At 68.5% G+C, this 26,347-nt stretch carries 26 protein-coding genes; 14 read left to right on the top strand and 12 right to left on the bottom strand.

What is annotated here, in order from left to right; genetic code table 11:
* Positions 1-43 precede the first annotated feature (43 nt).
* The 4 genes from P0R32_RS16270 to P0R32_RS16255 all read right to left on the bottom strand — a co-directional run bounded on the left by P0R32_RS16270 (position 44) and on the right by P0R32_RS16255 (position 4,480).
* The gene (locus tag P0R32_RS16270) at positions 44-1,252 is read right to left on the bottom strand and encodes an outer membrane protein assembly factor BamB family protein (RefSeq protein WP_276239507.1); all 1,209 of its coding nucleotides are present in this window, start codon (positions 1,250-1,252) and stop codon (positions 44-46) included.
* A 54-nt stretch (positions 1,253-1,306) separates the two neighbouring features.
* On the bottom strand, positions 1,307-2,920 hold the full coding sequence (locus P0R32_RS16265; RefSeq protein ID WP_276239506.1) for a GMC family oxidoreductase: 1,614 nt from the start codon (positions 2,918-2,920) through the stop codon (positions 1,307-1,309).
* Positions 2,917-3,474 carry a gluconate 2-dehydrogenase subunit 3 family protein gene (locus P0R32_RS16260; protein ID WP_276239505.1) on the bottom strand — a complete coding sequence of 186 codons (558 nt, stop codon included), beginning with the start codon at positions 3,472-3,474 and terminating at the stop codon, positions 2,917-2,919. The genes P0R32_RS16265 and P0R32_RS16260 overlap by 4 nt, the downstream gene beginning before the upstream one ends.
* Before the next feature lie 133 nt (positions 3,475-3,607).
* Complete coding sequence (locus tag P0R32_RS16255) at positions 3,608-4,480, bottom strand: universal stress protein (protein ID WP_276239504.1); 873 nt, start codon at positions 4,478-4,480, stop codon at positions 3,608-3,610.
* 120 nt (positions 4,481-4,600) lie between these two features.
* Here P0R32_RS16255 and P0R32_RS16250 point away from each other — a divergent pair, with 120 nt between their 5' ends.
* On the top strand, positions 4,601-5,269 hold the full coding sequence (locus P0R32_RS16250; protein WP_276239503.1) for an AIM24 family protein: 669 nt from the start codon (positions 4,601-4,603) through the stop codon (positions 5,267-5,269).
* Between the two features lie 43 nt (positions 5,270-5,312).
* Here the strand turns inward: P0R32_RS16250 and P0R32_RS16245 are convergent, their stop codons facing one another.
* From P0R32_RS16245 to P0R32_RS16235, 3 genes are all read right to left on the bottom strand, one after another.
* A complete protein-coding gene (locus P0R32_RS16245) occupies positions 5,313-6,068 on the bottom strand; it encodes a CPBP family intramembrane glutamic endopeptidase (protein ID WP_276239502.1) in 756 nt (251 codons plus the stop codon).
* Positions 6,069-6,200: 132 nt separating this feature from the next.
* A complete protein-coding gene (locus tag P0R32_RS16240; RefSeq protein WP_276239501.1) occupies positions 6,201-8,102 on the bottom strand; it encodes a hybrid sensor histidine kinase/response regulator in 1,902 nt (633 codons plus the stop codon).
* 191 nt (positions 8,103-8,293) lie between these two features.
* Positions 8,294-8,779 carry an Lrp/AsnC family transcriptional regulator gene (locus P0R32_RS16235; RefSeq protein WP_276239500.1) on the bottom strand — a complete coding sequence of 162 codons (486 nt, stop codon included), beginning with the start codon at positions 8,777-8,779 and terminating at the stop codon, positions 8,294-8,296.
* Between the two features lie 195 nt (positions 8,780-8,974).
* Between P0R32_RS16235 and P0R32_RS16230 the strand changes: the two genes are divergently transcribed.
* From P0R32_RS16230 to P0R32_RS16220, 3 genes are all read left to right on the top strand, one after another.
* Positions 8,975-9,889 carry a DMT family transporter gene (locus P0R32_RS16230; RefSeq protein WP_276239499.1) on the top strand — a complete coding sequence of 305 codons (915 nt, stop codon included), beginning with the start codon at positions 8,975-8,977 and terminating at the stop codon, positions 9,887-9,889.
* A 341-nt stretch (positions 9,890-10,230) separates the two neighbouring features.
* Positions 10,231-10,437, top strand: coding sequence for a hypothetical protein (locus tag P0R32_RS16225; RefSeq protein ID WP_276239498.1), 207 nt, complete (start codon positions 10,231-10,233; stop codon positions 10,435-10,437).
* 46 nt (positions 10,438-10,483) lie between these two features.
* The gene (locus P0R32_RS16220; RefSeq protein ID WP_276239497.1) at positions 10,484-10,744 is read left to right on the top strand and encodes a HalOD1 output domain-containing protein; all 261 of its coding nucleotides are present in this window, start codon (positions 10,484-10,486) and stop codon (positions 10,742-10,744) included.
* 109 nt (positions 10,745-10,853) lie between these two features.
* Here P0R32_RS16220 and P0R32_RS16215 read toward each other — a convergent pair whose 3' ends face one another.
* Both P0R32_RS16215 and P0R32_RS16210 read right to left on the bottom strand, forming a co-directional pair.
* Positions 10,854-11,060, bottom strand: coding sequence for a hypothetical protein (locus tag P0R32_RS16215; protein WP_276239496.1), 207 nt, complete (start codon positions 11,058-11,060; stop codon positions 10,854-10,856).
* Between the two features lie 11 nt (positions 11,061-11,071).
* Entirely contained in the window at positions 11,072-12,982 is a 1,911-nt protein-coding gene (locus tag P0R32_RS16210) for a right-handed parallel beta-helix repeat-containing protein (RefSeq protein ID WP_276239495.1), read from the bottom strand.
* A gap of 592 nt (positions 12,983-13,574) precedes the next feature.
* Between P0R32_RS16210 and P0R32_RS16205 the strand changes: the two genes are divergently transcribed.
* Both P0R32_RS16205 and P0R32_RS16200 read left to right on the top strand, forming a co-directional pair.
* Positions 13,575-15,107, top strand: a complete 1,533-nt coding sequence (locus tag P0R32_RS16205) for an alkaline phosphatase family protein (protein WP_276239494.1) — start codon at positions 13,575-13,577, stop codon at positions 15,105-15,107.
* Positions 15,104-16,105 carry a GNAT family N-acetyltransferase gene (locus tag P0R32_RS16200; RefSeq protein WP_276239493.1) on the top strand — a complete coding sequence of 334 codons (1,002 nt, stop codon included), beginning with the start codon at positions 15,104-15,106 and terminating at the stop codon, positions 16,103-16,105. The genes P0R32_RS16205 and P0R32_RS16200 overlap by 4 nt, the downstream gene beginning before the upstream one ends.
* Before the next feature lie 40 nt (positions 16,106-16,145).
* On the opposite strand, the gene P0R32_RS16195 is transcribed toward P0R32_RS16200, so the two are convergent.
* From P0R32_RS16195 to P0R32_RS16185, 3 genes are all read right to left on the bottom strand, one after another.
* Positions 16,146-16,484, bottom strand: coding sequence for a HalOD1 output domain-containing protein (locus P0R32_RS16195; protein ID WP_276239492.1), 339 nt, complete (start codon positions 16,482-16,484; stop codon positions 16,146-16,148).
* 164 nt (positions 16,485-16,648) lie between these two features.
* Positions 16,649-17,080 (bottom strand): restriction endonuclease, encoded by a 432-nt coding sequence (locus P0R32_RS16190; RefSeq protein WP_276239491.1) that lies wholly within the window; start codon positions 17,078-17,080, stop codon positions 16,649-16,651.
* A 33-nt stretch (positions 17,081-17,113) separates the two neighbouring features.
* Positions 17,114-17,296: a DUF7563 family protein gene (locus P0R32_RS16185; RefSeq protein WP_432765139.1), complete on the bottom strand. Its 183-nt coding sequence runs from the start codon at positions 17,294-17,296 to the stop codon at positions 17,114-17,116.
* Positions 17,297-17,526: 230 nt separating this feature from the next.
* Between P0R32_RS16185 and P0R32_RS16180 the strand changes: the two genes are divergently transcribed.
* The 8 genes from P0R32_RS16180 to P0R32_RS16145 all read left to right on the top strand — a co-directional run bounded on the left by P0R32_RS16180 (position 17,527) and on the right by P0R32_RS16145 (position 26,347).
* A complete protein-coding gene (locus P0R32_RS16180; RefSeq protein ID WP_276239490.1) occupies positions 17,527-18,966 on the top strand; it encodes a right-handed parallel beta-helix repeat-containing protein in 1,440 nt (479 codons plus the stop codon).
* Between the two features lie 5 nt (positions 18,967-18,971).
* Complete coding sequence (locus tag P0R32_RS16175; RefSeq protein WP_276239489.1) at positions 18,972-19,700, top strand: class I SAM-dependent methyltransferase; 729 nt, start codon at positions 18,972-18,974, stop codon at positions 19,698-19,700.
* 265 nt (positions 19,701-19,965) lie between these two features.
* The gene (locus tag P0R32_RS16170; RefSeq protein WP_276239649.1) at positions 19,966-20,484 is read left to right on the top strand and encodes an acyltransferase; all 519 of its coding nucleotides are present in this window, start codon (positions 19,966-19,968) and stop codon (positions 20,482-20,484) included.
* The gene (locus tag P0R32_RS16165) at positions 20,481-21,602 is read left to right on the top strand and encodes a DegT/DnrJ/EryC1/StrS family aminotransferase (RefSeq protein WP_276239488.1); all 1,122 of its coding nucleotides are present in this window, start codon (positions 20,481-20,483) and stop codon (positions 21,600-21,602) included. The genes P0R32_RS16170 and P0R32_RS16165 overlap by 4 nt, the downstream gene beginning before the upstream one ends.
* Positions 21,599-22,618, top strand: a complete 1,020-nt coding sequence (locus P0R32_RS16160) for a Gfo/Idh/MocA family protein (RefSeq protein ID WP_276239487.1) — start codon at positions 21,599-21,601, stop codon at positions 22,616-22,618. Before P0R32_RS16165 ends, P0R32_RS16160 begins: the two co-directional genes overlap by 4 nt.
* The gene (locus P0R32_RS16155; RefSeq protein ID WP_276239486.1) at positions 22,615-23,979 is read left to right on the top strand and encodes a nucleotide sugar dehydrogenase; all 1,365 of its coding nucleotides are present in this window, start codon (positions 22,615-22,617) and stop codon (positions 23,977-23,979) included. The genes P0R32_RS16160 and P0R32_RS16155 overlap by 4 nt, the downstream gene beginning before the upstream one ends.
* Positions 23,979-24,782, top strand: coding sequence for a hypothetical protein (locus P0R32_RS16150; RefSeq protein ID WP_276239485.1), 804 nt, complete (start codon positions 23,979-23,981; stop codon positions 24,780-24,782). Before P0R32_RS16155 ends, P0R32_RS16150 begins: the two co-directional genes overlap by 1 nt.
* Complete coding sequence (locus P0R32_RS16145; protein WP_276239484.1) at positions 24,779-26,347, top strand: alkaline phosphatase family protein; 1,569 nt, start codon at positions 24,779-24,781, stop codon at positions 26,345-26,347. The genes P0R32_RS16150 and P0R32_RS16145 overlap by 4 nt, the downstream gene beginning before the upstream one ends.

The following is a 26,347-nucleotide window of genomic DNA, read 5'->3' as shown; positions in this document are numbered from 1 at the left end:
ACCCCACCAGCCGTCCCGGTGTGTGACGGTTCCGTCGACCAGGCTACGACAGCGAGAGCAGGTGCGTCGTCTCCTCGCCGGTCTCGGCGACGACGTACACACTCCCGTCGTCGAGGACCGGTCCCGGACCGACGCGCCCGTGGAACGAACGCTCGAACCGGATCGGCGGCCCGGCGTCGCCGCCTCCCTCGGTCGGGTCCAGCGCCCACAGACGGTCGCCACCGACGAACAGCGTGTCTCGACCGAGTGCGGGCGCCGTCTGGTCCCAGTCACCCACGCCGTGTGACCACTGCACCTCGCCGGTCTCTGAGTCGATGGCGTGGAGGTCGACGATGCTCCCGGCGAACACCAGTCCCGAGTCGACGGCGAGTCCACCCTTCGTCCACCCCGTCTGGACCTTCCACGCACGGCTCCACCCGTTCGCCTTCCCACCGAGCGCGTACGTCGTGCCGTCGAGACAGGTGACGTACACCGCGTCGGTGTCGGCGCTCGGCGGGCACGTCGGCCGAGCCGGAAGATTGGTCCGGTGGATTCCGACGCCGTCGTCGAGCGACAGCAGCGACACCTGCCCGGCATCGGTCGCGACGGCGACGGCGAACCCGTTCCACACCGGCGGGTGCGGCAGCACGCGGCCAAACAGGCGGCGCGACCACACCTGGTCGCCGGTGTCGGGGTCGAGCGCGTGGACGCGCTCGCCGGCCCCGACGACAAGCGGCGACCCAGGGTACATCGACGGTCCGACGGGCGTCGCGTCGGTCTCGACGCGCCACCGTGGCTCACCGGTGTCGACCGCGAACGCCCGGACGGCGGGGACGGATCTGTCCGCGACGTACACCGTCTCGCCGCGCACCACGGGGGCGTGGCGGATGCCGTCGACGTGCCACAACTCGCTCCCGTCGGCGGCGTCGAGCACGCGCAGTCCATCGGGACTCGGGAGGAACACGCGCCCGTCGGCGACGACCGGCGCTCGGTACTGGAGCCCCGATACCTCGACGCGCCAGTCCTCGCGCACGCCGTCGACGGGCGCCTCGCCGGCGTGAATCCCGTGGACGCTCCGCGTGTTGCCGGCGTTGCAGCCGAAACTCGACCAGTTCCCGTCCGACCCGTATATCTGTCTGTCCTCGTCCAACGGCGGCGTCTCGGGGGCGGGCGGTTCCGACGGGGCCGGCCGACCGGTCACACCCGAACAGCCCGCGACGGTCGCGAGCGCGCTCGCGCCGACGGCGGCGAGGTAGCGGCGTCTGGAGGGCATCGATGTCACGACCTGCTGGCACGAGCAAATGTCTTTCGTCCGTCGTGTCCGCGTCTACAGTCGCTCGGCGACGTGCTCGGCGGCTTTCAGCGATAACGCCGCGATGGTGAGTGTGGGGTTCATCGCGCCGCCGGTGACGAACACGGAACTCCCGGCGAGCGTGAGGTTCGCGAGGTCGTGGGTGCGTAACTGCGGGTCGACGACGCTCTCGTCGGGGTCTGTCCCCATCCGGGTCGTCCCCATGTGGTGGTACGCGGGGCCGGTGTTCTCGGGGCCGACGGTCCAGTCCACGTCGACGCCCATCTCGGTCAGCACCTCGCGTTGGATGGCGTTCGCGCGCTCGATGGTCACGCGCGTCTTCGCATCCAGACTCCACACCACGTCCGGCACGGGGTTGCCATGGTCGTCCGTGCGCGAGGGGTGGAGTCGGATCCGGTTCTCTCGCCGGGGCAACTGCTCGACGAGTGCGCCCATCGCGACGTGGGTACCGTACGCGTCACGGATCTGGTCCAGCAACTCGTCGCCGAAGGTGTCCGCCGACAGCGCCACGTCAGCCGGTGCGGGGCCGGCGTAGTTGAGGAACTCCAGTTTGATCGCCGTGCGCGAGTCGTCCGGGCGGTCGTAGAACTGGTGGCTCTCGGTCGTGTTGAACCCGACGTGCTTCTGGCGCGTCCGCTCGTCGAGCGTGCCGCCCATCCCCGCGAACAGGTGGTCCATGAAGTAGCGGCCCACGGCCCCCGAGGAGTTCGCGAGGCCGTCGGGGTACGTCTCACTCTCCGAGAGGAGGAGCAGGCGCGGCGTCTCCACGCCGCCGGCGGCGACGACGAATTCGCGGGCCTCCTGCCGGTGTTCGGTGCCGTCGGGGGTCGCGTACACCGCGGCAGTCACGCGCTCGCCCGCGGCGTCGTGGTCGAGTCGCTGGACGGGCACGCGGTCGAGGACGCGCGCGCCGTTCGCCTCCGCGACGGCGACGTGGCGGGTGGCGTCGTACTTCGCGCCCGACGGGCAGACTGGCTTACAGGTGCCGTAGCCGACGCAGGCGCCCGCCTCGTCGGTCGGCTCGGAGTTGCGCGCGTTCGGGACCGAGTGGGTCGCAACCCCGACCGTCTCGCACGCCTCGGCGAACAGTGAGTCGCTGTACGACGGCGGGAACGCGGGGAGCGGATGTGGCTCCTCGCGGGGTGGCGCGAACGGGTTGTCCGAGGCGCCCGCCACGGACAGTTCCTCCTCGGCGCGCGCGTAGAACGGGCGGAGGTCGTCGTACTCGATGGGCCAGTCGGCGCCCATCCCCGTCGCGGACGCCAACTCGAAGTCCTGTTCGTGCATCCGCATCACCATCGCCTGCCAGTGGAGCGTGCTCCCACCGACCCCCTTCACTCGCGCGGCGTTCAGCGGGTAGTGGCGGTCGCCGCTACTGACGAACGCGTCGCGCTCGCTGTCCGTGTCCCAGATCGGTCGGTCGTCGCCGGGTCGGAGGTGTCGCTCCATCCGCTCCGGGCGGTCGTCGGGGTCGAATCGCGGCCCGGCGTCGAGCACGACCACGTCGTAGCCAGCCGACGCGAGTTCCGCCGCGACGATGGCGCCGGCCGGCCCGGCGCCGACGACGCACACGTCCGCCCGCGGCGACGGCGTACGGTCGACGGCTGCGCGGTCCTCGCCGCCGCTCATGTGTCTGGCCCCTCTTGGTACGAACGCGTCCCCCCAGGGTAGCCGGGCGGGTTCTCCAACCCGGCCAGCGCCGCGCCCGTCGGGGAAGTGTACAGTGCGTACAGCAACTCGTTCACGACGTAGTGGCGGACCCGCTGTGCCGCCGTCCCGTGGCGAGCGGGTTCGACGACGTCGACGCTCATCACGTCGAGCGCCTCCAGCCGTCGCTCGGCGTCGAGGGCGGCGTACTCGTCGCCGAACAGGTCCCGGGTGTAGTCGTCCAGGTCGGCTATCGCCGTCGCGACGCCCGCCGCGTAGTCGTCGCCGCCGTCCACGCGACCACCCGTGTACGTCGCGACGAACTCCTCGACTCCCTCGACCGCCGAGGGGTAGACGACCGAGGCGACGGCCACGAGCGTCGTCAGTTCGTGCTCACCCACCGGTGACTCGCCGTCCCCGGGCGGGGACGTGGCCGCGCCGTCTGCGGTCGGCGCCGAACAGCCGGCGAGCGACCCCGCGCCCGCGACTCCTGCGGCCGCCAGCGCCGCCAGCGCGTCACGTCGCGACAACTCCATTCGCGCTCGGATTAGGGTAACCTAAACAAGAGGGTTGCGTTCCGGCGTCGGTCGTCGTCCTCGCGGCAATTACTGCGGACACGGTGGTGTTCGGCGGGGAGGAGTACCACCTCGTCGGGGGGTTCGCTGGCGCTCACTCGTCGGGCTGGTTCGGGACCGTCAACACGGGGACTGGCACCGACCGCGCGCACCGTTCGGCGACGCTGCCGAGGAGCAGTCGGTCCAGGCCACCTCGCCCAGTGGTGCCGAGGACGACGAGGTCGATGTCATTGGCGTCGACGTACGCCTCGATCGTTTCCGCGGGAGACCCGTGCTCGACGGCGGTGACCGCGTCGACGCCCTGCTCGGCGGCGGCGTCCGCGACCGTCTGGACCGCGGCGGTTGCCTCGGAGTCGTCGTCCTCGTCGCCGACGAGCGACCGCACATCCGCGGCCAGGCCGCCGTCGTCGACGACCGACAGCACGTCCACTTCGGCTCCCAGTGTCGCCGCGAGTGCGACCGCGTGGTCGGCGGCGTGTCCTGCGGCGGCGCTCCCGTCGGTCGGAACGAGCACCCGTTCGTAGGGGAACTGGAGTCGTTCGTCCTCGCGCATCCGGACGGTCAAGACGGGGACCGGCGAGAGTCGGATCACCTTCTCGGCGACGCTCCCCAACAGGACACGGGAGGCGCCTTTACGGCCACGCGACGGCATCACGATCAAGTCCGCGCCGTAGCGGTCGGCGTACTCGACGACCGTCGCCGCAGGGTCGCCTTGCACCACGTCCGTCTCGACGTCGACGCCGGCGGTCACGAGCGTCCCCTTCGCCTCCTCGACCACCGCCTCACCCTCTTGTTCGAGCGCGTCGACGACTTCCGACCCGACCGTCGTGACGCTATCCCGGCTCGTGTCGGCGACGTACACGACCTGTACGGTCGCGTCGGTCGCATCGGCCAGCTCAGCGACGTGATCGAGTACCGCTCGCGCCCCGTCACTCCCGTCGTACGGGAGCAGGATCGTGTCGTACACGCGTCGCCGTTCGGGCCCCCCGACCAAAGGGTATGGGTCACGTCGGGCCGCGTCCACGCGTGGGTTTATCTCCGATGCCGCGACAGTACGCCGTAGAGCCGCAGACGCGACTCACTTATCATGAATCTCGACGACTTCGTCAGCGCGAACGCCCCGCGAGAGCGACGCGAGCGATTCGAGTTGGAGAACAGCAAACTGCTCGACATCGACGTTGACGGCAGCGTCCTCGTCAAGGCCGGATCGATGGTCGCCTACGAGGGCGATCTGTCGTTCACCGGCAAGTCCTCCGCGGAGGGCGGCCTCACCGGGTTCCTCAAGCAGGCGGCCAGCGGCGAGGGGACGCCGGTGATGACGGTCGAGGGCACCGGCGCGGTGTATGTCGCCGACCAGGGCAAGCGCATCCAGGTGCTCGACCTCGACGCCGGCGAGTCCATCTCCGTCAACGGCAACGACGTGCTGGCGTTCGAGGATCGCGTCTCCTACGAGATCGGGACGGTCGGGAGCCTCGCCGGCGCGTCCGCCGCCGGCCTCACGAACGTGTACCTCTCGGGTCCCGGGATGGTCGCGATCACGACCCACGGCGACCCGCTCGTGTTGACGCCCCCGGTGAAGACCGACCCCGCGGCGACGGTTGCCTGGAGCGGCGACCTCTCGCCCGGCATCGAGACGAACCGGAGCCTCGGCGACATGGTCGGCCAGTCGTCAAACGAGCGCTACCAGATGACGTTCGACGGCGACGAGGGGTTCGTCGTCGTCCAGCCGTACGAGGAGCGATCCCCCCAGCGCTGACGCCATCGGCACCGCCCGCTCGGCACCACACCGCCCGGTCGGCTCAGGCGACGGCGTAGCTCCCGAGGAACAACACGGCGTTGTAGACACCATGGGCGACGATGGGGGCCACGAGGTTGCCGGTGCGCTCGTACAGCGCGCCGAACACCGCGCCGACGACCGCGATCAGCAGCGCGCCCACGACGACGCTCCCGACCGCGCCAGTGTAGTTCGCGAGGTGGAGCGACCCGAACAGTAGCGACGCGCCCGCGACGGCGCCGACCGGGCCGAACGCCAGGCGAAGTCGTCCCTGGATCACGCCGCGGAAGAGGAACTCCTCGATGGGGGCGACTAGCACCACCGAGAGCGCGGCCAGTCCGAGGAGGAGTCGCGGCTCGGCGGTCACAGCGCCCTCCAGGACCGACCCGGGAGCGAGTCCCGCGGCCGACACGAGTGCGATCAGGGCGACCGCCGCGACGAGCGCAGCGACCGTGGCGACGACCGTCTCCCGGATCTGCCGCCGGTCGGGGACAGCGACGGGGACGACGAAGCCGGTCCGCCACACGTACGCCGCGCCGACGGCGACCATGCCAACCTGGCCGGCGACCAACAGCGCGAGGAACGCGAGCGGACTCGTCACGTCGACGCCGGCGAGCAGCGCCGGGACGGCGAACACGATGCCGGTCACCAGCGAGGCGACGAACGCCGCGAGCGTCAGCCCCGTCGCCACGCCGACCGCTCTCGCTCGCGGGCGCCGAGACTCCCGGTCCAAACCATCGTTGGAGCGGTCCACCATGTTGACCTCGGTTGGTGTGCTCATACACGTTCGTACGCTCGCTCACTCGATAAAGCGCCCAGCACACTGGATCGCACGCCACACGCGTCCGACTGACCGCTCGTGGTGCGAATCGTGCTGGCCGTTCGCGGATACCGTCTGCCGTCGTCCAGTCGCTCAGGCGGCGTCGTCGGCTCGTTGCTCCTCGGTCTGCCGCTCGTCGGTCCGCCCGTCGGGACGCGTTATCCCGTTGACCTCGATCCTCGTCCCGTTTTCGGCACACTCGTCGACCGACAGTTCCCACCCGTGGTCTTCGGCGACGCGCGCGACGATACTCAGCCCGAGCCCCGTCCCGTCCACGGTCGTCGAGTAGCCCGTCTCGAACACGTTCTCCCGCACGTCTTCCGGGATGCCAGGACCGTCGTCCATGACGGCGAAACCGTCGTCGGTGTCGACGACGCTGACGGTGACGCCCTCTTGCCCGTGTTCGATCGCGTTGCGGACGAGGTTCTCGACGAGCTGTTGGACTCGGCTCTCGTCGGCGAGCACTCGTCCCGAGGCGCGTACGTCCAGCGTGCCGCCCATCGTCTCGGCCATCGGCTTGCACGCCTCGGCCACGTCGGCGATCCGAACCGGCTCCGGTTCGACGACCGGTTCGCCCTCCCGTGCGAGCACGAGTAAGCTGTCGATCAACCTCTCCATGCGTTCGAGCGAACGTTCGACGGCCTCGAACGAATCCGCGCAGCGCACGGGGTCGTCGCTCTCACGTGCGAGGTCGAGGTGCCCCTGCGCGACGTTGAGCGGGTTCCGGAGGTCATGCCCGACGACGCCCGTGAACGCGTCGAGTCGTTCGTTCTGGGCTTCCAGCCGGCGTTCGCGCTCGACCCGGTCGGTGATGTCGCGGATCACTCCGACGGTGCCCGCGAAGGCGTCGTGGGCCTCATCATCTCGCGGCAGCAAGGCGATGTGCGTCTCCGTCTGTATCTTCTCTCCGTCATCGGTCTTGATGAGTATCCTCACTGTCCCGCGCTCTCGCTCGGGGTCAGAGATCAGTTCTCGAATGAGGTCCGTCCCGCGGCGCACATCCTCGGGGTCCATGAGCGTGGACACGTGTTCGCCGACGAGGTCATCCGAGTCGTAGCCCGTGAGCGCCCCGAGTTGACGGTTCACGTACGAGAAGTTCCCCTCCGCATCGAGCGTGTACACCGGGTCGCCCGCAGCCTCGATAATTCGTGCGTACCGCTCCAACTCGCGCTGGCGGCGGTTCCGTTCAGTGATCTCGACGTAGACGCCGAGCGCCTCGCCCCCGCCGTCGGCGCCCTCGAACCCCTGCGCGCGAAAGAGGAACTGCTTGGGCCCATCGGCCGTCACCCGTTCGAGTTCAGCCTCGACTAACTCGCCAGCAGCGACACGGTCGTCGATGGCCCGGGCCGAACTCACGCCGTCGGGTGGAACGATCAAGTCGTTGATCGACCGCCCGGCGGCCGTCTGGCGGTCGACGCCGAAGACCGACTCGAACGCCGAGTTCACCGACTTGACGACGTTGACGCCGTCCGCGATGTCGACGTGGGCGGCGGGGTACGGGAGCGCTTCGAACGCGGCGTCGAAGCGGTCGTCCCGCCGGGTCGTCCAGTTCGCCAGATCGGGTTCGGGATCGTCGAGATGCCGCCCGTCCGTGTCCGTTCGGTGGGCCGCTACGGCGGCTCGGGTGGCGGTCGCGAGCGCCGCGACGCTGTCGTCGCTGGTATCTTTCGGGAGGTACCCTGCGAGATCCGCACCGACCGCTTCACCCGTCGGGATTGAACAGTCGTCGTCTGCGAACAGCACGAACGGGAGGGTGTGTCCCGCCGCACGCGCCACCTCCACCAACTCCACGCCGTCGCCGTCGGGGAGCGCGTACGCCGTGACGACGCAGTCGAATCCGCCGTCGTCGAGCGCGGCCCGCGCGTCGCGGACCGTCGACACGCGCTCCACGTCGACCCCACCGTCGACGGTCGCCAGCGTCGCCTGAACGTCGGCAGCGAACGAACGGTCCCCGTCGACGTGGAGGAGCGCGACGGGATCTGGTGAACCACTCATCGTCGTCTGCTGCCTGTTGAGTGTCACAGGATAGGTAAATGATTACGGTTTGCACGGCACACACCCACTCGAAACCAACGCGAACGCGCCGTCTGCCTGGTGTGGAGAATCTATCCGGGGGTATTGAAATTAACCACTGTGGGGGCTCGTAGGCGAGGGTTACTCCGGACGAGGTGGGGTCGTGACCCAGGCTACTCGTCCGCCAGCGCTGCCACGAGTGACTCCAGCGAGTACGACGACAGCGCACGTGCGTCGTCGTACAGCGTCTCGATCACGTACGTCGAGTTCGTCCGCTCGACCGCCGGCACTCGTTCGAACTCGCGGAGGAGTCGCCCGACTGCGTCGTCGTCGGGGAGGTGGGCGACGGCGACGAAGTCCGTCTCGCCCATCGTCGACAGCAGCGTCGTCACCCCTTCGATGTCGGCAATCGTCCCGGCGACGTCTTCGTGTTCGCCGGCGTAGTCTGCGAGCACCTCGACCAACACGGTCACGCCGAGGCCGAGAGCGTCGAGGTCGAGGTCGTACAGGTCGTTCCTGATGACGCCCGCCTCGCGGAGGTTGTTCAGCCGATAGTGGACGGTCGAGACGGGGATGTCGGTCTCCTCGTGGATCCGCTCGGGACTCCCGGTGCCGAGGTCGGCGATCGCCTTGAGAATGCGGAGGTCACGCTCGTCCATACCGGCACACCGTCGTCCACCCGCATAGTTCCCATCCAATCCGACCACCAGACGGAGTTCTCGAACGCGATCCAACCATCACGGTCGAGTATGAGAGAGAACCTTCGACAAACCTCGATCGAGTAGAAGCCCTTATCAGCGAACATCGGTGAAGTTGGAACAGAAACAATGAATGTCCGTTCTGTTTGGAGACAGGTGCCGACGACTCCGGTTCTGTTCGTGCTGCTTGCGACGCTGTGGGGCGGGTCGTTCGTCGCCATCGAGGCCGGCGTGAAAGAGTGGCCACCGCTGCTGTTCGCGGCTGTCAGGTACGACATCGCGGGTGCGCTGGTGTTGGTCGTCGCCGCGGTTCGCGCGGGGCGAGTGCTCCCGCGGACGCGCGACGACTTCGCGGCGGTCGCCGTGGTCGCGGTGTTCGTGGTGTTCGCTCACCACGCGCTGTTGTACGTCGGGCAAGAGAGCGTCCCCGGTCCGGTCGCCGCCGCGGTGGTCGCGCTCGCACCGGTCGTCACGGCGTTGCTGGCCCCGGCGCTGGTCGGCGGGGAGGGCCTCGGCGTCACCGGGTACGCGGGTGTCGGCGTGGGGTTCCTCGGCGTCGTGACCGTCACCGACCCCGGCGGCGCTGGCGGCGTCGCTCCGATGGGGGCCGCGCTGGTGTTCGCGGCGACGGTCGCGTTCGCCGTCGGCACCCTCCTGTTGCGGCGCGTCTCACCGGCCATCTCGACGGCGGCGCTCCAGGGATGGGGGATGATCGCGGGTGCACTGTTGCTCCACTTCGGGAGCCGCGTCCTGGGTGAGCCACAGACGGCCTCGACGTCGCCGACCGGCCTGCTCACGCTCGGGTTCCTCGTCGTCGGCCCTGGCGTCGTCGCCTTCCTCCTGTACTTCCGCCTGCTGTCGTCGGTGGGCGCCACCCGCACGACGCTCGTCGGCTACCTCGAACCGCTCACGGCGGCTGCGCTGGCGTTCGCGGCGTTCGGCTACGTGCCCCGCCCCGGCGCAGTCGCAGGGTTCGCACTCGTGCTCGCCGGGTTCGCCCTCGTCGAGGGTCACACCGTTCGCGTCCTCGCCGACGGGGCCGCGGGACGGCTTCGGACCGTCTTGCCCTGACGGCGGTCGCGACGACCGAGCCGCGAAGGCTGGTCGTACCAACCGCTATCTCGTGGTTACTCTCTGTTTCGAACGACATTCGCGCGACCGGGAGACAATCTCGCGACCGGGCGACAATCTCGCGACCGTGCGACAGTGACACACGACCCTGTCTCGTCGTTCGTTCTTCGCCCGGGAATCGTCTGTCGCGAACGCGAGCGACGGCAGCCACGGAGTCGGTGATCCTACTGGCGTCGTACTGGCCGAAATCGAGGGTATGAGGTGGGTAGGGCGGTCACATTGCCGGACCGCGCGACCGAAACAGCCATATAACTTAGTCCGACGGTGGCGACCCACCGACCATGGAACTGTCCGACGATTCGGGAGCTGTTGCCCGCAACTCGCCCGGGTTGTCCCTGCTCGAACGGTCGCTGCGCCGGGCGCTCGCTACGTCGGAGTCCCCAGAGGCGCGCTACCACATCAGAACGGCGCTCCAGTCGCTCGCGGTCGTCCGTGAGGGCGACGCGAGCGCCGACCGGCCGGCGGACCCGTCATCCGACCGTCAGTGAACGTCCCGACCGGTCACTCCGAACACAGGGAGGCGTGCCCGTGTTGATGCCAAGCTTCACCGACCGACTGCCGGACGCCGTCGACCCGCGGAGCCCGTGGCTCACGCCGACGGAGCAGTTGCTGCTCGTGTTCGAACGGCTCGGTGTAGACCCGGCGTCGCAGTCGCCGGTCCTCCAAGACTCGATCGACGCCGACGCGTTGAACTGCCTCGTAGAGTCGTCGAGTGCGGTCGTCTCGTTCGAACTGTGGGGGTACTGGGTGCGAATTACCCCGTCCGTGGTCGAACTGTACGGCGTCGGGGCGTGACCCGGTCGGGTGGAGGGCAGACTCCCGACCGGGGGTGTCGCCGGAGGGCGGCGTGTCAGCGGGGAAAAGAACAGATGTCGCGGTCGAGGTATCGACTCGGTTGGCTCGGTCAGACCCGGTCGCTCAGGTCGGTGACCGAACTCCGGTCGACGACGATGAACGCGTCCTCGCGGAGCATGTCCTCGTCAGTCGGGAGCACGAGGACTTCCTTCCCCCCGCTCGTCGACGTGGGGATGAAGTCCAGCTCGATGAGGTCGTACCCCAGATCCTCCAGCGGGTCAGGGTTCGGCGGGAGTTCCCGCCAGGTGTCGCTCACGGCTTGCGACATCACAGCCCCCGTTCGACGGTGAACGTCGCCTCGCCGTCAACGGTCACGCTGGTGATGTTCCCGCTGAAGCGGTAGGCGTCGACGCCGCTGCCGACGAGGCCGATGACCTGTCCGTCCTGTGCGAAGTCCTGGACGCGGTCCCAGTTGGTGCCGTCCGCCGTGCGGCTGCTGGCGTCCTCGTCGCGGACGACGTCACCGGAGACCGTGAACGTGTAGTTCGTCGGGCGACCGCTGTTGTCGCCGTCGACGACGACGCGCTTCGTCAGGTCGTCGGTCGACGTCGACCCACCATCGGTGGACCCGTCCGTGGAGCCGTCCGTACTCCCGTCGGTGGAGCCGTCGGTACTGCCGTCGGTGCTCCCGTCGGTGGAGTCGTCCGTACTCCCGTCCGTGGAGCCGTCGGTGGAGTCGTCGGTGGAGTCGTCCGTGGTGTCGCCGGTGCTCGTTTCTTCGCCGACGAGTTCCGCGAACGTGGTCGTGTTCCCGTCGAGCGAGACGGTCACGTCGTAGCCGTCGTCCATCATGTAGTCGACGACCTCGCCGTTGAAGCGGAACGAGTCGAGCTCGCCGGGCTTGAGGTTGTTCACCTCGATCTGCGACCCGCCGTCGCTCGTCGAGGTGATGGAGTCTTGGTCCTGCTCGGCGGTCTCGCCGAACGTCGCCTCACCGGAGACGAACACGTCGAGGTCGAAGTCGCCGGGCGTCGCCGAGTCGTCGACCGGGTTCTCCTCACTCGCCTCCAAGACGAGCGTGTGCTCGTAGTTGGCGGGGTCGGTCGTGTCCTCTTCGTCGGTCGTGGAGGTCGAGCCGGTCGAGGAGCCGTCCCACGGGCCGATGCCCGCGCCGACGCCCTCTGCCTCGTCGGCCACCTTGTAGCCGGTGATCTCCGAGGGCAGCGGGAAGGTGACGTCCTTGTCGACGAGCCCGTTGCCGTCGTAGTCGGGCTCGATCCGGTCGCTCCCGGAGCCGTGGAACGAGCAGTCCTCGATGGTGACGTCCGCCATGCCGTTCCCCTTGTCACGCACGAGGTCGCGGTCGGTGTCGTTGTAGAACGCGCAGTTGCGGATGGTGACGTCGGAGTCCTCCGCGCCGTCGTGGATCTCGATGAGGTCCGCGGCGCCGTCGACGTCCAAGTAGACGAAGTAACAGTTCTCGATGACGAACGTCCCCTTCTGGCGCATCCGGATACCGCGGGCGTGCGGGGAGTTGGTGTCGTCATACTCCGGCGTCTGCGTCAGGGCGATTAGGCAGTTCCTAATGTACGTGACGTCGCTCGTGTCGGACTCGCGGTGACCGACGCGGATGCCCGCGATGTTGTTGTTGATCGACGCACAGTTCTCGTACGTCATCGGCATCTTGTCCGTGTACGCACCGTTGTTGACCATCCACGCCCACGAGGAGTTCTTGACGGTCGCACGGGTTCCGCCGTCAGGGTTGTAGAAACAGCGGTCCTCGCTCTGCTGGCCGCCCTCCGGCCAGTGGAAGCCGTCGATGACCGCACCGTCCGCGACGTCGATGCCGGACTTCGAGTCCTTGTTGTCGCCGCGGATGACGATGTTCTCGAAGCGCCCCGAGATGTTGCCGTCCATCGTCCCGCCGGCCATGTTCACGACGACGTCGCCGGGGTTGCCGCCCCCGATCAGCGCGTCGCTCGACCCGATGTCGAGGTCGTCGTCGTCCCACGTGTACTCGCCCGCCGGGATCGTGACCTCACCCGAGGGGGAACTGTAGTCGCCGAAGTCGCCGGCCGCGGACGCAGCCTCCGACGCCAGCACGCCGCCGGCGCCGACCGTCGCGAACGCGCCGATACCCTTCAGCAGCGTTCGGCGGTTCGCAGACGCGGTAGCCTGCTCGTTCTCGTTGGTAGGTCGCTCATTCCGTTCGTCATCCCCGGTATGGCTGTCTGCCATGGTTGGAAGGTCGCGGATATAATAAAGTAGGATCCGACGACTTCGCCCCAGAACGGCGGTAGGTAGGAGCTAATTCCATCCTAACGGCGGTATGCTCGTCGTACGGTGGCCCCAAGATGTGAGCCAGATATTATTCAGATGCCACTCGAATAACTGAAGCCGCGTAGGCAGAGATTTCAACGAAGTAAGGTAACTGGTGGTCTCAGTAGGTTCGTTGGTTGTAGAGCGCCCCCGCCCCTACTCGCCAGAAGACGGTTGTCACGAGCCTCGTAGTCCGGTCAGTGGAGACCGGTCGTTATACCCCCCGTACGACCATCCGACGCGTCAGTACGGTCGTACTCACGGCCAGTAGGGTCCGATACTCGACGGGTAGGACGGATATCGTGGTTGGTAAGCCCCGACACGGCTCGCCGTCTGACGACTGCCTCGGTACGGATCGGCAGTTTGATCTTACTAAGCCGCTACCGCCGTGGGGCCGGACATAACAAAGAACGGATCTAGAGTGGATGGGACTGTGAATGAGAGAGACCCCTCCCGCCTCCGAACTCTACTGATCGGTCTCGACGGTGCGTGTTGGCCGGTACTCGACCCGATGCTCGACGAGGGGCGACTGCCGACGCTCGCCTCGCTGTTCGAGGGAGGCGTCTCGGGGGATCTGGACTCGCAGATCCCGCCGTGGACGCCGAGCGCGTGGCCGTCGCTGTACACCGGTGTCAACCCCGGAAAACACGGCGTGTACGACTTCCTCCGGTTCGACGGCTACGACTGGGGCCTCGTCGACCGCACGGACGTCCGCGAACACGCCATCTGGGAACTGCTCGACCAGCGCGGACTCACCAGCGTCGTGGTGAACGTCCCGGTGACTGGGCCGCCTCGACCGTTCGACGGGGCACTAGTCCCAGGGTACGTCTCCCCCGAGGAACCGACCTGCCACCCCGAGGGCCTGCTCGACGACCTCCGCGACGCACTCGGTGAATACGCGATCTACGCACCCGCGCACGCGAAGGGAGATGAGAAGATCGAGTGGTACGAGCGGCTTACCGAGATGCGTGGGGCGGCGTTCCGCCATCTCGCCCGGAAGTACGACCCTCACTTCGGCTTCCTCCAGTTCCAGCAGACGGACACCGTCTTCCACGAACAGCCGGAGAATGACGAGGCAGTTCGACGCGTGTTCGAAGCGGTCGACGACGAGATCGCTCGCACCCTCGACGAGTGCGACCCCGACACGGTGATCGTCGCCAGCGACCACGGGATCGGCCCGTACGCGGGGCCGGAGTTCCGCGTGAACACGTTCCTCGACGAGGAGTCGTTCGTCCAGACGACGACGGGCGAAGGCGGGATGCCGACATGGGGCGAACTCGCCCGCGACGGGAACGACTCGCCGTCGTTAACACGCCGGATCGTCCAGGGCGCGTCTGCGCTCGGGTTCACGAGCCAGCGGATCGGGCGCATCCTCGGGGCGCTGCGCCTCGACGGGTTCGTCCTCGATCACGTCTCTAAGGAGACCGTCCACGCCGCGACCGAGCGCGTCGACTTCCCCGTCTCGACGGCGTACATGCGCTCGCGCACGGAGTTGGGGGTCCGGATCAACAAGGCCGGTCGCGAACCGAACGGGGTCGTCTCGCCCAGTGAGTACCCGTCCGTCCGCGACGACTTAATCGCCGCGCTGGAGGCGGTTCGGACGCCGGACGGCGAGCCGGTGTTCTCCGCCGTCGTCCCGCGGGAGGAGGTGTACCACGGTCCGTACTTGGAGGAGGCGCCCGACATCGTCGTGCTCCCCGCGGAGTTCGACGTGTACCTCTCGGCGTCCCTGCGCGACGAGCAGTTCGGGCCGCCGTCCGAGCCGTGGAACCACAAGCCGACCGGCATCGTCTCGATGACCGGCACCGGCGTCGACCCCGACGCCCCACTCGGTCGCCCACACCTGTTCGACGTGGCCCCGACGGTGCTGTCGGCGATGGGTGTTCCGCCGAGCGACCGGATGGACGGGGAGACGCTCGAACCCGTGTCGTCGGTGCCGCCCATCGAGTACGCACCGTTCAGCGCCCGCGACATCGACCGCGCCGACACCGAAGAGGTCAGAGCGCGACTGTCGGGGCTCGGCTACCTCGAGGGGGACCGATGAGCATCGAGATCCGCCCGGTCGAGGACGACGAGACGTGGAACAGCTACCTGGAGCACGCGTGCACGGCGACGCCGTTCCACCGCGCGGAGGCGCTCGATGTGCTCTCGGCGGCGAGCGGCGCGCGCCTCCACCGACTTGGCGGCTTCAAGGGACAGGAACCGGTCGGCGTCTTCCCCGTGTTCGAGGTCGACCGGGGACCGGTGAAAGGGGTGTTTTCGCCGCCCCCGGAGCTGAAGGTGCCGTACCTCGGCCCGTCGCTCGTGCTCCGCGGTGGCGCGCCGAAGCGCCGCCGCCTCGAACGCCAACACCACGAGTTCGTCGAACAGACACTCGACTACCTCTCTGAAACGGTCGACCCGGCGCTCGTGCACCTCCGGACGCCACCCGGCTACGACGACGTGCGGCCGTTCTCGTGGCGAGCGTACGAGGTCGACCCGCGGTACACGTACGTCATCGACCTCACGACCGACGAGGACGACCTGCTGGCGAGCTTCAGTTCGGACGCCCGTCGAAACGTCACCGACGACTACGCGATCGACTACGAGATCGGTCCCGGCGGCGCCGCCGAGATCGAGACGATCATCGAGCAGACAGCGGCGCGCCACGCCGACCAAGGGGAGTCGTTCCCTGTCGACGCGTCGTTCGTCGTGGACCTCTACGAGGCGCTGCCGGAGGGGATGGTCCGGCCGACGGTGTGTCGCGTCGACAGCGAGGTCGTCGCGGGCACCATCTGTATCGAGGGGTACGGCACGGCGATCCGGTGGCTCGGCTCCGCCAAGCCGTCGTGTGACCTCCCAGCAAACGACATCCTCGACTGGCACTACTGTCGAGCCGCCGCCGACCGCGGCGTTACGGCGTTCGACCTAGCCGGCGCCAACAACCAGCGCATCGCCGAGTACAAGGCAAAGTTCGCGCCGGAGTTGGTCCCGTACTACCGGCTCAAGAGCTGTTCGCGAACGATGGACATGGCCGTCTCGCTGTACAACAAACTGCGCTGAACACGCAGCTCCACTTTTCGGTCTGGTGCCCTCGCTCAGTTCACTCGAACGTCTCGACTACGAGAGTGCCGTCCGAAGAGAGTCGGACGGTCGCACCAGCGTACTCGAAGCTTACTTCGACCTGTTTGGGTGAGTCGGTAAGCAGTGCGTCGAGTGCGTCACCGTCGATGCTCTCGTTGAGTACCTGGAGCTCCGTCGAATCTCTCCCGGTCGCCTCAGCGACCGCAACGACGACGGCTGTACTCGGTCGGTCGAACTCGGTCCACTCTGACCGGTCAGTCGGCCCCTGACTCGCCGTGTCGCCGCCCGCGCTCTTGTCTACCGTCATAGGTACGATAACTACTACCACCGCCTTACAAACCGTCGTATATATCTCCACCGGTGTCCCAGCGATTTTTGTTCGAGAACAGACTGATCTCTCTTGGAGAAATTCGCCACTATTTGCTCGGCAATGGGCCTCTCAAGGCATCTGGGATCCTCTCGGGTGATCAACTGACAGCTACCAGATACACCGTATAGTTACGGGCTATTACATAAATGGGTTCAGTCGTCGCGAGCAGCGTCCTCGTCGGTGGTGTCGACGGCGCGCGCCAGTGCCGCCGGTCCCACGAGGTCGACGCCGTAGGCGTCGGCGACCGCGACGGCGCCGGAGCCGAACCCGACTGTCGAGACAACGACCGCGCCATCGGCGTCGTGGCGGCGCATGAACTCGACGGCGCGCCTGACGGTCGGCGCGCTGGGCTCGCGCCCACCACAGAGCACCTGGAGGAGGCGTCGCTCGCGGGGCGTCTCTCCGTCCTCTCCTCGGGTCGCGACGAACAGATCTTCGTCGGCGTCGGCGGCCTCGACGCGCCAGCCCGACGCTCGCCACGTCGACGCGACGACCTCGCGGAGCTGGTCGGCCGACAGCGAGCGCACCGACTGCGCGTCGTCGAAGCGGCCACCCCCAGGGTCGCCAGTTCCGCCCCCGGTCATCCGACGCTCCTCGCTCGATCTGTTGGCACGTCGCTAGCTCCAGGTCGTCAACTCGCGTCGGTCACGCCTGCCCTCGCCGTCGCCCGGCGCCGGGCTCTCGTCGAGGTCCGCCGCTCGCGAACACGCGATGCAGCGATGCACAACGTTTCGGTTGTCTCCGAACACTCGTGCGAACTGCTCCGTCACGTGGCTGCCGCATGTCACGCACTCTGGCATACAGTGCCACCCGGGCGGGGAGTGGTATTGTTATTCAGTTCCCAACGAAGGGAAATCATACTCGAGGAGTTGTAACTTCGGCGTACTTCGGCAGCGATCGCAGAGCGAACGTCGGCGTGTTCCTGGGCGTGTGACAGCCACCGCGGCGGCGCCTGTGGTGGGGTGGCAGTCTCCGCTTACGGGGTGGGGGAGCCGTATAACAATCCCTCGTGGTGCCCCAGTACCGACTCGTGAACACCGAACGCCGGACACTCCTCCGGCGACTCGCCGCTCTCTCGGTCGCAGCTGGGCTCGCTGGCTGCGGCGGACCACCCGACTCGGACGCCGCGACCGACCGGCCTCCGCTCCCGGGACGCGGCGACTCGCTCACCGAGGCGTCGTCCACACCCACCCCGTCGACCTCTGCCCTCCTCGCCGAGGAGTGGGGGTTCGACACGGTCACCGACGTGACGGACCTCGGCGCCGACCCGACCGGCGAATCTCCGATCGACGACATACTCGCGGAACACGCCGGACCGGAGGAGTTACTGTACCTTCCGAGCGGCAGGTACCTGATCGAGGAAACTGTCTCCTTCGCCGGCGACGAGCGGATCGGTATCGTCGGAGCCGACGCGACAATCGTCCCGCCCCAGGGGAACGACGACACGATCGTGTCGTTCGGGTGGCCCGAACCGGTTGGCAACGCCGTCTTCGCCGGCATCACGTTCGACTTCAGTGCCGAGGACACTGGCGGCCGGCCGTTGCTCGCGAAGGCCGACAATCTGCTCATCGAGGACGTGGCCGTGCGCGGCGAGGCGGACGTGAACCAGGACCTGTTCCGCGTCGACGTGACCGACGCCGAGGGCTCGGGGATGGTCCGTCGGCTGTTCCTCCCGGACGGTGCACCCCCCGACACGAAGGTGACCGGCTGCGAGGTCGGCGACGACAACCGTGGGGACGTGTCGTTCGTCGACTGCGAGATCGACCGCTTCCCCGACAACGGCTTGTACGCGAACCCGCCGAAGGGGTCGGTCCACGTCGTCGGCGGCCTGTACGAGAACAACGGCGTCGCCGGCGTCCGGATCGAGGTCGCCGACGACGCGGTGGTCCGGGGCGTCCACGTCCGGTGTGACGACCGCACCCGCGGCGGGGTGAACATGCGCGGCATCCGTCTGCGAGCCGGTCGGTCGGTCGTCGTGGAGGACTGCCTCGTCGAGATGCTGGAGGTCACCTCCAGCGACGGCGCGATCACGTTCGCCTCCGAACTGCAGTCGGCGACGGTCCGCAACTGTCTCATCCGCGTCGACGCCGAAGACGTGAACGCCATCCGGATGAAGAGTGCCGCCAACGACGCGAGCCGGGCGGGGCCGTTCGTCTGTGAGTCGCTCACGATCACCGGCACCGCCGGGAGCGGGGCCGCCATCGAGGCGTCCGACCGCGAGGGGGTCACCTTCCGCGACATCTGTATCTACCAGCCGGGCACGGACCGCGACGGCATCCACGCCGACCACGTCTCGGGCGAGTTCCTCGACTCATCGGTCTCCGTCACGGGGTACCCGTTCGTGCTGAACGAGTCCAACCTCAGTCGTCGCAACGTCTCGACACGCGAGGGGATCGCCGAGTCGTCCGAGGGCGACGACGGGTCGTGTGGCTCCGGCGGTATCGGGAGCGATCTTGACCGCGACTGGTAGCTCGGATGGCGCGAGGCTCGTACGACTCCGACGCGTTCGTCTCCCGCTACACGCGCTTGCGCGAGCGGGGACTGTTCGAGCGTGAGGCTCATGCCGTCGACCGACACTTCCCGGCGGGAGGCCGCGTGCTCGACCTCGGCTGTGGCGCCGGCCGAACGACCGTCCCGCTGGTTGATCGCGGGTTCGACGTCGTCGCGGTCGACCTGAGCGAACCGATGATGCGTGCTACGGGTCGTGCGGGCGTCGACGCTGACCTCGTCGTCGCAGACGCCGCGGCGCTCCCGTTCGACGCAGACACCTTCGACGCCGTGTTGTTCTCGTACAACGGCATCGACGAGTTACGTCCAGCCACCGCACGCGCGGCCGCGATCGCGGAGGTCGCTCGCGTCCTCGTCCCCGGCGGGACATTCGCGTTCGCGACGCGCAACCGCCTCCGGTGGCTCCTGCCGGTTCCGCCGACTCGATCCGTCCTCGGTCGACTCGCGCGGTACTGGGCCGCCAACGGCTACAGCGGCACGCTCGGGTCGCCGTTTCGCCACGACCCGAGCACGGACTCGCCCAAGCGCGTCCACTTCACTGACCCCCGGACGCAGTGTCGCCACCTCCGTGCGGCGGGGTTCGATCGGATCCGGCTACTGGGGCGGTCTGGGCCACTCTCGGCGACCCTCGGCCCGGCGCTGTTCGTCGTGTGCGAGGCGCCGCCCGCGTGCGGTCAGAACTCCTCTAACTCCTGACAAGCCCGTTCATAACAATGGGTGGAACGGGCCATCCCGAGACAACCGCCACCGGCGGAACATGGAACATGTCTCCACTCAGCACAGTCGAACGGAACGGAGTACAGAACACCTGCAGGTCCGCGTGCGACGGCGACTTCGCTGCGACGGGACCGACCGAGGTGACCGTGGAATGACGGACGCGTACGGACACGCGCGGACGGACGGGGGGACCTCGACCACCGGGGGAACCTCGACCACCGACGTCTCTCCCGGCGCGACGCTCATGACCGACGACGGGCGCGAGCCGGTCATCGGCGACGACGCGACGATCCGAGCGGGGACGATCATCTACGCGGATGTTGCCATCGGCGACCGCTTCGCCACGGGCCACCACGCGCTCGTCCGGGAGGGGACGGTCATCGGCGACGACGTGCTGGTCGGCACCCACTCGGTGCTCGACGGCGACTGCACGCTCGGCGACGGCGTCCGCATCCAGACGGGCGTCTACTGCCCGACCGGGACGACGCTCGGCGACCGCGTGTTCCTCGGCCCCCACGCCGTGTTGACGAACGACCCGTACCCGCTGCGAACCGACGGCGACCTGTCGGCGCCGACGCTGGAGGACGACGTGTCCGTCGGCGCGAACGCGACCATCCTCCCCGGCGTCACCGTCGGCGAGGGGGCGTTCGTCGCCGCCAACGCGCTCGTCACCCGCGACGTCCCGCCGCGGACGCTTGCGGTCGGCGCGCCCGCCGAGTTCCGCGAACTCCCCGAGGAACTGCAGGGAGGGAACGACGCGTGATTCCCCTCGCCAACCCCGACATCGGGGCCGACGAGCGCGAGGGCGTCATGCGCGTGATGGAGTCGGGCCAACTCGCCGACGGCGAGGAGGTCCGCGCGTTCGAGCGCGAGTTCGCCCGCTTCTGTGGCACCGACCACGCGGTCGCGGCGACCAACGGGACGACGGCCCTGCATGCCGCGTTCGAGGCGCTCGGCATCGGTGAGGGCGACGCGGTGATCACCACGCCGTTCTCGTTCATCGCGAGCGCCAACTCCATCGTCCACGCGGGCGCCGAACCGGTGTTCGCCGACGTCGAACCGGAGACGCTCAACCTCGACCCCGACCGGGTCGCCGAGGTGCTCGACGAGCGCGACGACGTGGCCGCAATCCTCGCGGTCCACATCTACGGGATGCCCGCGGACGTGGCGCCACTGCGCGACCTCGCGGACGAACACGACGTGTTCCTCGTCGAAGACGCGGCCCAGGCCCACGGCGCGGAGTACGAGGGAGAGACGGTCGGCTCGCTCGGCGACGCCGCCTGCTTCTCCTTCTACCCGACGAAGAACATGACCTGCGGCGAGGGCGGGATGATCACGACCGACGACCCCGAGGTCGCCGAGCGGGCCGCCCGCTTCTGTGACCACGGGCGGACCGTCGGCTACCAGCACGGCGCCGTCGGCCACAACTTCCGCATGACGAGCCTCTGTGCGGCTATCGGTCGCGCACAGCTCCGGAAGCTCCCCGAGTACAACCTCGCGCGCCGCGGCAACGCGGCGTACCTCACCGACCGGCTCGCCGACTCGGCGGTCGAGACGCCCGTCGAACCCGCGGGTCGCCGGTCGGTGTACCACCAGTACACCGTCCGCACGGACCACCGCGACCTCTTGGAGTCGCACCTCGCGGACCAGGGCGTCGGCTCTGCGGTGTACTACCCGATGCCGATCCACCAGCAGCCGGCGTACCCCGACGTGGACGTCGAGATGCCGGTGGCCGAGCGCGAGGCCGACCGGGTGCTCTCGCTGCCGGTCCACCCGGCGCTGTCGACGGCGGACCTCGAGGCAATCGTCGAGGCGGTCGAGTCGTTCGAGGGCTCCGAGCGGGTCCCCGAAGCAAGTGCGAGCGAGCGGGTGGACTCGTGACCCACTCCAACGGGAGTCGGCCCGGGTCGTCGGCGGACGGACGCATCCGCGTCGGCGTCGTCGGCGTCGGCAGCATGGGTCGCAACCACGCCCGCGTGTACCGCGAGTTGGCCGACGCCGAGTTGGTCGGCGTCGCCGACATGGACACCGAGGCCGCCGAACGCGTCGCCCGCGAGTACGGCACGTCCGCCTACGACACCGACGACCTGCTGGCGGCGGTCGACGCCGTGAGCATCGCGGTGCCGACCTCGGCCCATGCGCCGGTGCTCCAACAGTGCATCGACGCGGGCGTCCACGCGCTCGTCGAGAAGCCGTTCGTGGACGACCTCTCGGTCGGTCGCGACCTCGCCGCCAGCGCCGAGGAGGCCGGGATCACCCTGCAGATAGGTCACGTCGAGCGGTTCAATCCGGCGGTCCGCACGCTAATGCGGGTGCTCCCGGACATCGACGTCGTCGCCATCGACGCCCGCCGACTCGGCCCCCCGATCGACCGCGTGCTCGACGGGACGGTCGTCTCGGACCTCATGATCCACGACCTCGACGTGGTGAACGCCATCACCGGGGCTCGCCCCGGGATGCTTGGCGCCACCGGCGCCGCCGACGGCGACTACGCCACCGCCCAGTGCGTGTACGAGGACGGCACCGTCGCCACCTTCACCGCCAGCCGGATCACCCGACAGAAGGTCCGCAAGATCGAGATCACCGCGCGGGAGTGCCACGTCGTCGTCGACTACCTGGCGCAGACGGTGGAGATCCACCGCAGCGAGATTCCCGAGTACGTCGAGGACGACGGCACCGTCCGTCACCGCACGGAGAGCGTCATCGAACGGCCGTTCGTCGAGACGGGCGAACCGCTGAAGGCGGAACTCCAGTCGTTCGTGGAGGCCGTTCGTGACGATACCGAGCCGTTGGTCACCGCAGCCGACGGCCTCGCGGCGGTCGACCTCGCTCGAAAGATCGAGGGGATCATCCGCGTCGAAGACGCAGGCGCCATCTCCCAGGAGGTGGGTCGATGAGCGAGCGTGCGGAGTTGGCCGCTCCCTTCTACGGGAGCGACCGCCCCGCCGCTGCCCAGCGGGAGGCGTTCCGGAACGGGGAGTTCCCGGTCGCCGTCTACGGACTCGGGAAGATGGGCCTCCCCATCGCGGCGGTGTGGGGTGAGGTCACCGGCGCCGTCACCGGCGTCGACGTCGACGAGTCCGTCGTCGACACGATCAACGAGGGCGGCTGTCACGTGCAGAACGAACCGGGCCTCGCAGACGCGGTCGCAGACCTCGTCGACGCAGGGTCGCTCACCGCCACCACCGACTCCGTGCAGGCGGCGAAAGACGCCCGGATCCACGTCGTCATCGTCCCGACGCTGATCACCGAGGACGACCACCCGGACACCTCCGTCGTCACGTCGGTTGCGCGCGACATCGCACGCGGCCTCTCGCCGGGCGACCTGGTGTGCATTGAGTCGACGCTGCCCCCGCGGACCTGTCGCGACGTGCTCGGGCCGCTGCTGCGCTACGAGAGTGGCCTCGACGCGGACGACTTCGGGTTGGCGTTCTGCCCCGAGCGCACCTCCAGCGGGCGGGCGCTCCACGACGTGCGCGGCGGCCACCCGAAGGTGGTCGGCGGCATCGACGACGAGAGCACCCGCGCGGCGACGCTCGCGTACGAGGAACTGACCTCCAACGAGGTCATCCCCGTCTCGGACACGACGACCGCGGAGGCGGTGAAGGTGTTCGAGGGGCTGTACCGCGACGTCAACATCGCTCTCGCCAACGAGTTGGCCCGGTTCACGGAGGAACTGGAGATCGACGTCCGCGAGGCGATCCACGTCGCGAACACCCAGCCGTTCTGCGACATCCACGACCCCGGCCCGGGTGTCGGCGGGCACTGCATCCCGTACTACCCGTACTTCGTGCTCAACTGGCTGGAGACGCCGGCGCCGCTGCTCGCGACGGCTCGCGAGGTCAACGACGCGACGCCGGGGCACATCGTCGGCCTGCTGGAGGGGAAACTCGACGGCCACGGCAAGGCGTTGTCCGGGTCGGCGGTCGTCGTCCTCGGACTCACCTACCGCGCGGGCGTCGCCGAGACGCGCGCCAGCCCCGCTATCGACATCTGCCGGACGCTCGACGCACGCGGCGCGACCGTGTACGCGAGCGACCCGATGGTCGACTGCGAGGGCGTCCCGGCGACGTGGGTCCACCCCGACGAGGTGGGCTCCATCGACGCAGACGCCGTGATCCTCGCGACCGACCACGAGGAGTTCGAAGCGCTCGACTGGGCCTCGGTACCGCGCTCTGCGGTCGTCATCGACACGCGCGACGTGCTCGACGAGGACCGCATCGGGCGGGACGTGTACGTCGTCGGGAGGGGTGACTGATGGGCGACGGGTTCACCACCGAGTCGTACGTCGACCTGCTCGACGCCGCCGAGGAGGCCGACTACGCGTTCCTCACGGTCGCCGAGTACCTCTCGACCGACCCCGACGAGCGGCCCGACCGCTACCTGATCGTCCGCCACGACGTCGACCGGAAGGTCGCGAACGCTCGTCGGATGGCCCGCATCGAGGCCGACCGCGGCGTCTCGACCACCTACTACGTGCGCACGTCGACGTTCGACCCCGCGTTCGTGGCCTCGCTGGAGTCGCTCGGCCACGAGGTCGGCTACCACTACGAGGACTTCGTCCGCGCCGACGGCGACGTGACCGAGGCCCACGAGCGGTTCGCCCGCAACCTCGGCATGTTCCGCCGCTACTGCGACGTGCAGACAATCTGTATGCACGGCAACCCCCTGTCGCCCCACGACAACCGCGACATGTGGGGCGGCGACGACGCCGTCGACTTCGCGGAGTACGACCTCCTCGGCGAGGCGTACCTGTCGATGGACTTCGTCGACGTGACGTACTTCTCCGACACCGGGCGCACCTGGCGCGACGGCGCCCTGAAGATCAAAGACTACACCGTCGGCGACAGCGAGAAGACCGTCTCCGCTGACACGACCGCCGAACTCGCGGCGTTGCTGCGAGCGGGCGCCTTCGACCGCGGCTGTCTCCTCGTCCACCCCGAGCGGTGGGCCGACTCGATGCCCGAACTGCTACTCGAACGAACGAAGGACCACGCCATCAACACCGTCAAACGCGGGTTGCGGCTGGTCCGTCCTCACTCACCCTCGACCACCACATGACAACGATCACGATCGGACTGGACGGAGCGAACTGGGACCTCATCGGCGACTGGCTCGACGGTGGGGACCTCCCGAACCTGCAACGGCTCATCGACGACGGCGTCGGTGGCGTCTCGGAGAGCTGTCTCCCGCCGCTGACGGTGCCGAACTGGAAGTGCTACGCGACCGGGAAGAACCCCGGGAAGCTCGACGTCTTCCGGTTCGACCGCATCGACACGAAGAACCGTCAGCACGTGTTCCACGACGCGACCGACTTCAAGAGCGCGGAGCTGTGGGACTACCTCAACGACGAGGGGATGACCGCCGGCGTCATCAACAAGCCGTCGACGTACCCGCCGAAGGACCTCGACGGCTTCATGGTCGCCGGTGGCCCCGACGCCTCCGAGACGGAGTACCGCTCGCTGGAGCGCGGCTTCGCCACGCCCCCGCACGTCGAGGAGTTCCTCCGCGAGGAACTGGACTACAAGGTCCACCCCACCCCGATGATCTCGCCCACCGAGAAGGGCGACGCCGAGGTGGAGGCGGTGCTGGACCTCGTCGACCTCCGGTTCGAGGCGGCGAAGGCGCTCATGGAGCGCGAGGAGCCGGACTTCCTCCACCTGACAGTGTTCTACAGCATGGCGCTACAGCACTACTTCTACGACGAGGAGCCGGTGTACCGCGCCTGGAAGCGCATCGACAAGCACCTCGGCGACTTCCTCGACCAAGACCACGACATCCTCGTGATGTCGGACCACGGCACCTGCTACGTCGACGCCGTGTTCTACATCAACGTCTGGCTCCAGCAGCAGGGGTACCTCTCGGTCGAGAACAACATCGACGGCGCGCTCCGCAAGGCGGGGATCACCCGCGAGCGGGCGCTCTCGGTCGCCAAGCGCCTCAACATGGTCGAGACGCTCAGCAAGGTCGTCCCCGAGGGGATCCAGAAGGTCATCCCGTGGGACGAGGGCGTCAAGCGCGACCGGGTGCTGTCGATCCTCGACTGGGACGAGACGCGCGCCGTCGCCAGCAACCAGGGGCCGATCTACCTCACCCTCCAGCCCGACGACCCGGGCTACGAGGACCTCCGCACGGAGCTGATCGAGGGGCTGGAGGCGCTTCGCCACCCGGAGACGGGCAAGCCCATCGTGAAGGCAGTCTACCGCGGTGAGGAGTACTACGAGGGGCCGTACGTCCACCACGCGCCCGACCTCATCCTCGACCAGGGTGACGGTGTGCACACCAGCGACGCTATCGGGCCGAACGAGGCCATCGCCGACTCCGGCGTGTGGCTCGGCGGCAACATGCCCGAGGGCGTGTTCCTGTTCTCCGGACCGAACTTCCGCTCGGACGGGCTGACCGAGCGCGCCCGCATCGTCGACCTCGCGCCGACGCTGCTGCACACCATGGGCGCGGCCGTCCCCGACGACCTCGACGGCGAGGTGCTGGACGTGTTCGCCGAGGGGAGCGAACCCGCCGAGCGCGCCGTCCGGACGCGTCGCCCGCTCTCGGGCGACCGCGAGGCCGAGGAGACCGACGACGCGGAGGTCGAGGAACGGCTGGCCGACCTCGGCTACCTGGAGTGA

It is taken from the genome of Halobaculum marinum (assembly GCF_029338555.1).
Taxonomy (GTDB): domain Archaea; phylum Halobacteriota; class Halobacteria; order Halobacteriales; family Haloferacaceae; genus Halobaculum; species Halobaculum marinum.
This window is presented reverse-complemented; position numbering and strand designations above follow the sequence as displayed.

What these genes read in the sequence shown, in the direction of transcription:
- P0R32_RS16270 (WP_276239507.1), bottom strand. Translation starts at nt 1,252, where the DNA reads ATGCCCTCCAGACGCCGCTACCTCGCCGCCGTCGGCGCGAGCGCGCTC.
- P0R32_RS16265 (WP_276239506.1), bottom strand. Translation starts at nt 2,920, where the DNA reads ATGAGCGGCGGCGAGGACCGCGCAGCCGTCGACCGTACGCCGTCGCCG.
- P0R32_RS16260 (WP_276239505.1), bottom strand. Translation starts at nt 3,474, where the DNA reads ATGGAGTTGTCGCGACGTGACGCGCTGGCGGCGCTGGCGGCCGCAGGA.
- P0R32_RS16250 (WP_276239503.1), top strand. Translation starts at nt 4,601, where the DNA reads ATGAATCTCGACGACTTCGTCAGCGCGAACGCCCCGCGAGAGCGACGC.
- P0R32_RS16245 (WP_276239502.1), bottom strand. Translation starts at nt 6,068, where the DNA reads ATGAGCACACCAACCGAGGTCAACATGGTGGACCGCTCCAACGATGGT.
- P0R32_RS16240 (WP_276239501.1), bottom strand. Translation starts at nt 8,102, where the DNA reads ATGAGTGGTTCACCAGATCCCGTCGCGCTCCTCCACGTCGACGGGGAC.
- P0R32_RS16235 (WP_276239500.1), bottom strand. Translation starts at nt 8,779, where the DNA reads ATGGACGAGCGTGACCTCCGCATTCTCAAGGCGATCGCCGACCTCGGC.
- P0R32_RS16225 (WP_276239498.1), top strand. Translation starts at nt 10,231, where the DNA reads ATGGAACTGTCCGACGATTCGGGAGCTGTTGCCCGCAACTCGCCCGGG.
- P0R32_RS16220 (WP_276239497.1), top strand. Translation starts at nt 10,484, where the DNA reads ATGCCAAGCTTCACCGACCGACTGCCGGACGCCGTCGACCCGCGGAGC.
- P0R32_RS16210 (WP_276239495.1), bottom strand. Translation starts at nt 12,982, where the DNA reads ATGGCAGACAGCCATACCGGGGATGACGAACGGAATGAGCGACCTACC.
- P0R32_RS16205 (WP_276239494.1), top strand. Translation starts at nt 13,575, where the DNA reads ATGCTCGACGAGGGGCGACTGCCGACGCTCGCCTCGCTGTTCGAGGGA.
- P0R32_RS16200 (WP_276239493.1), top strand. Translation starts at nt 15,104, where the DNA reads ATGAGCATCGAGATCCGCCCGGTCGAGGACGACGAGACGTGGAACAGC.
- P0R32_RS16190 (WP_276239491.1), bottom strand. Translation starts at nt 17,080, where the DNA reads ATGACCGGGGGCGGAACTGGCGACCCTGGGGGTGGCCGCTTCGACGAC.
- P0R32_RS16185 (WP_432765139.1), bottom strand. Translation starts at nt 17,296, where the DNA reads ATGCCAGAGTGCGTGACATGCGGCAGCCACGTGACGGAGCAGTTCGCA.
- P0R32_RS16175 (WP_276239489.1), top strand. Translation starts at nt 18,972, where the DNA reads ATGGCGCGAGGCTCGTACGACTCCGACGCGTTCGTCTCCCGCTACACG.
- P0R32_RS16170 (WP_276239649.1), top strand. Translation starts at nt 19,966, where the DNA reads ATGACCGACGACGGGCGCGAGCCGGTCATCGGCGACGACGCGACGATC.
- P0R32_RS16155 (WP_276239486.1), top strand. Translation starts at nt 22,615, where the DNA reads ATGAGCGAGCGTGCGGAGTTGGCCGCTCCCTTCTACGGGAGCGACCGC.
- P0R32_RS16150 (WP_276239485.1), top strand. Translation starts at nt 23,979, where the DNA reads ATGGGCGACGGGTTCACCACCGAGTCGTACGTCGACCTGCTCGACGCC.
- P0R32_RS16145 (WP_276239484.1), top strand. Translation starts at nt 24,779, where the DNA reads ATGACAACGATCACGATCGGACTGGACGGAGCGAACTGGGACCTCATC.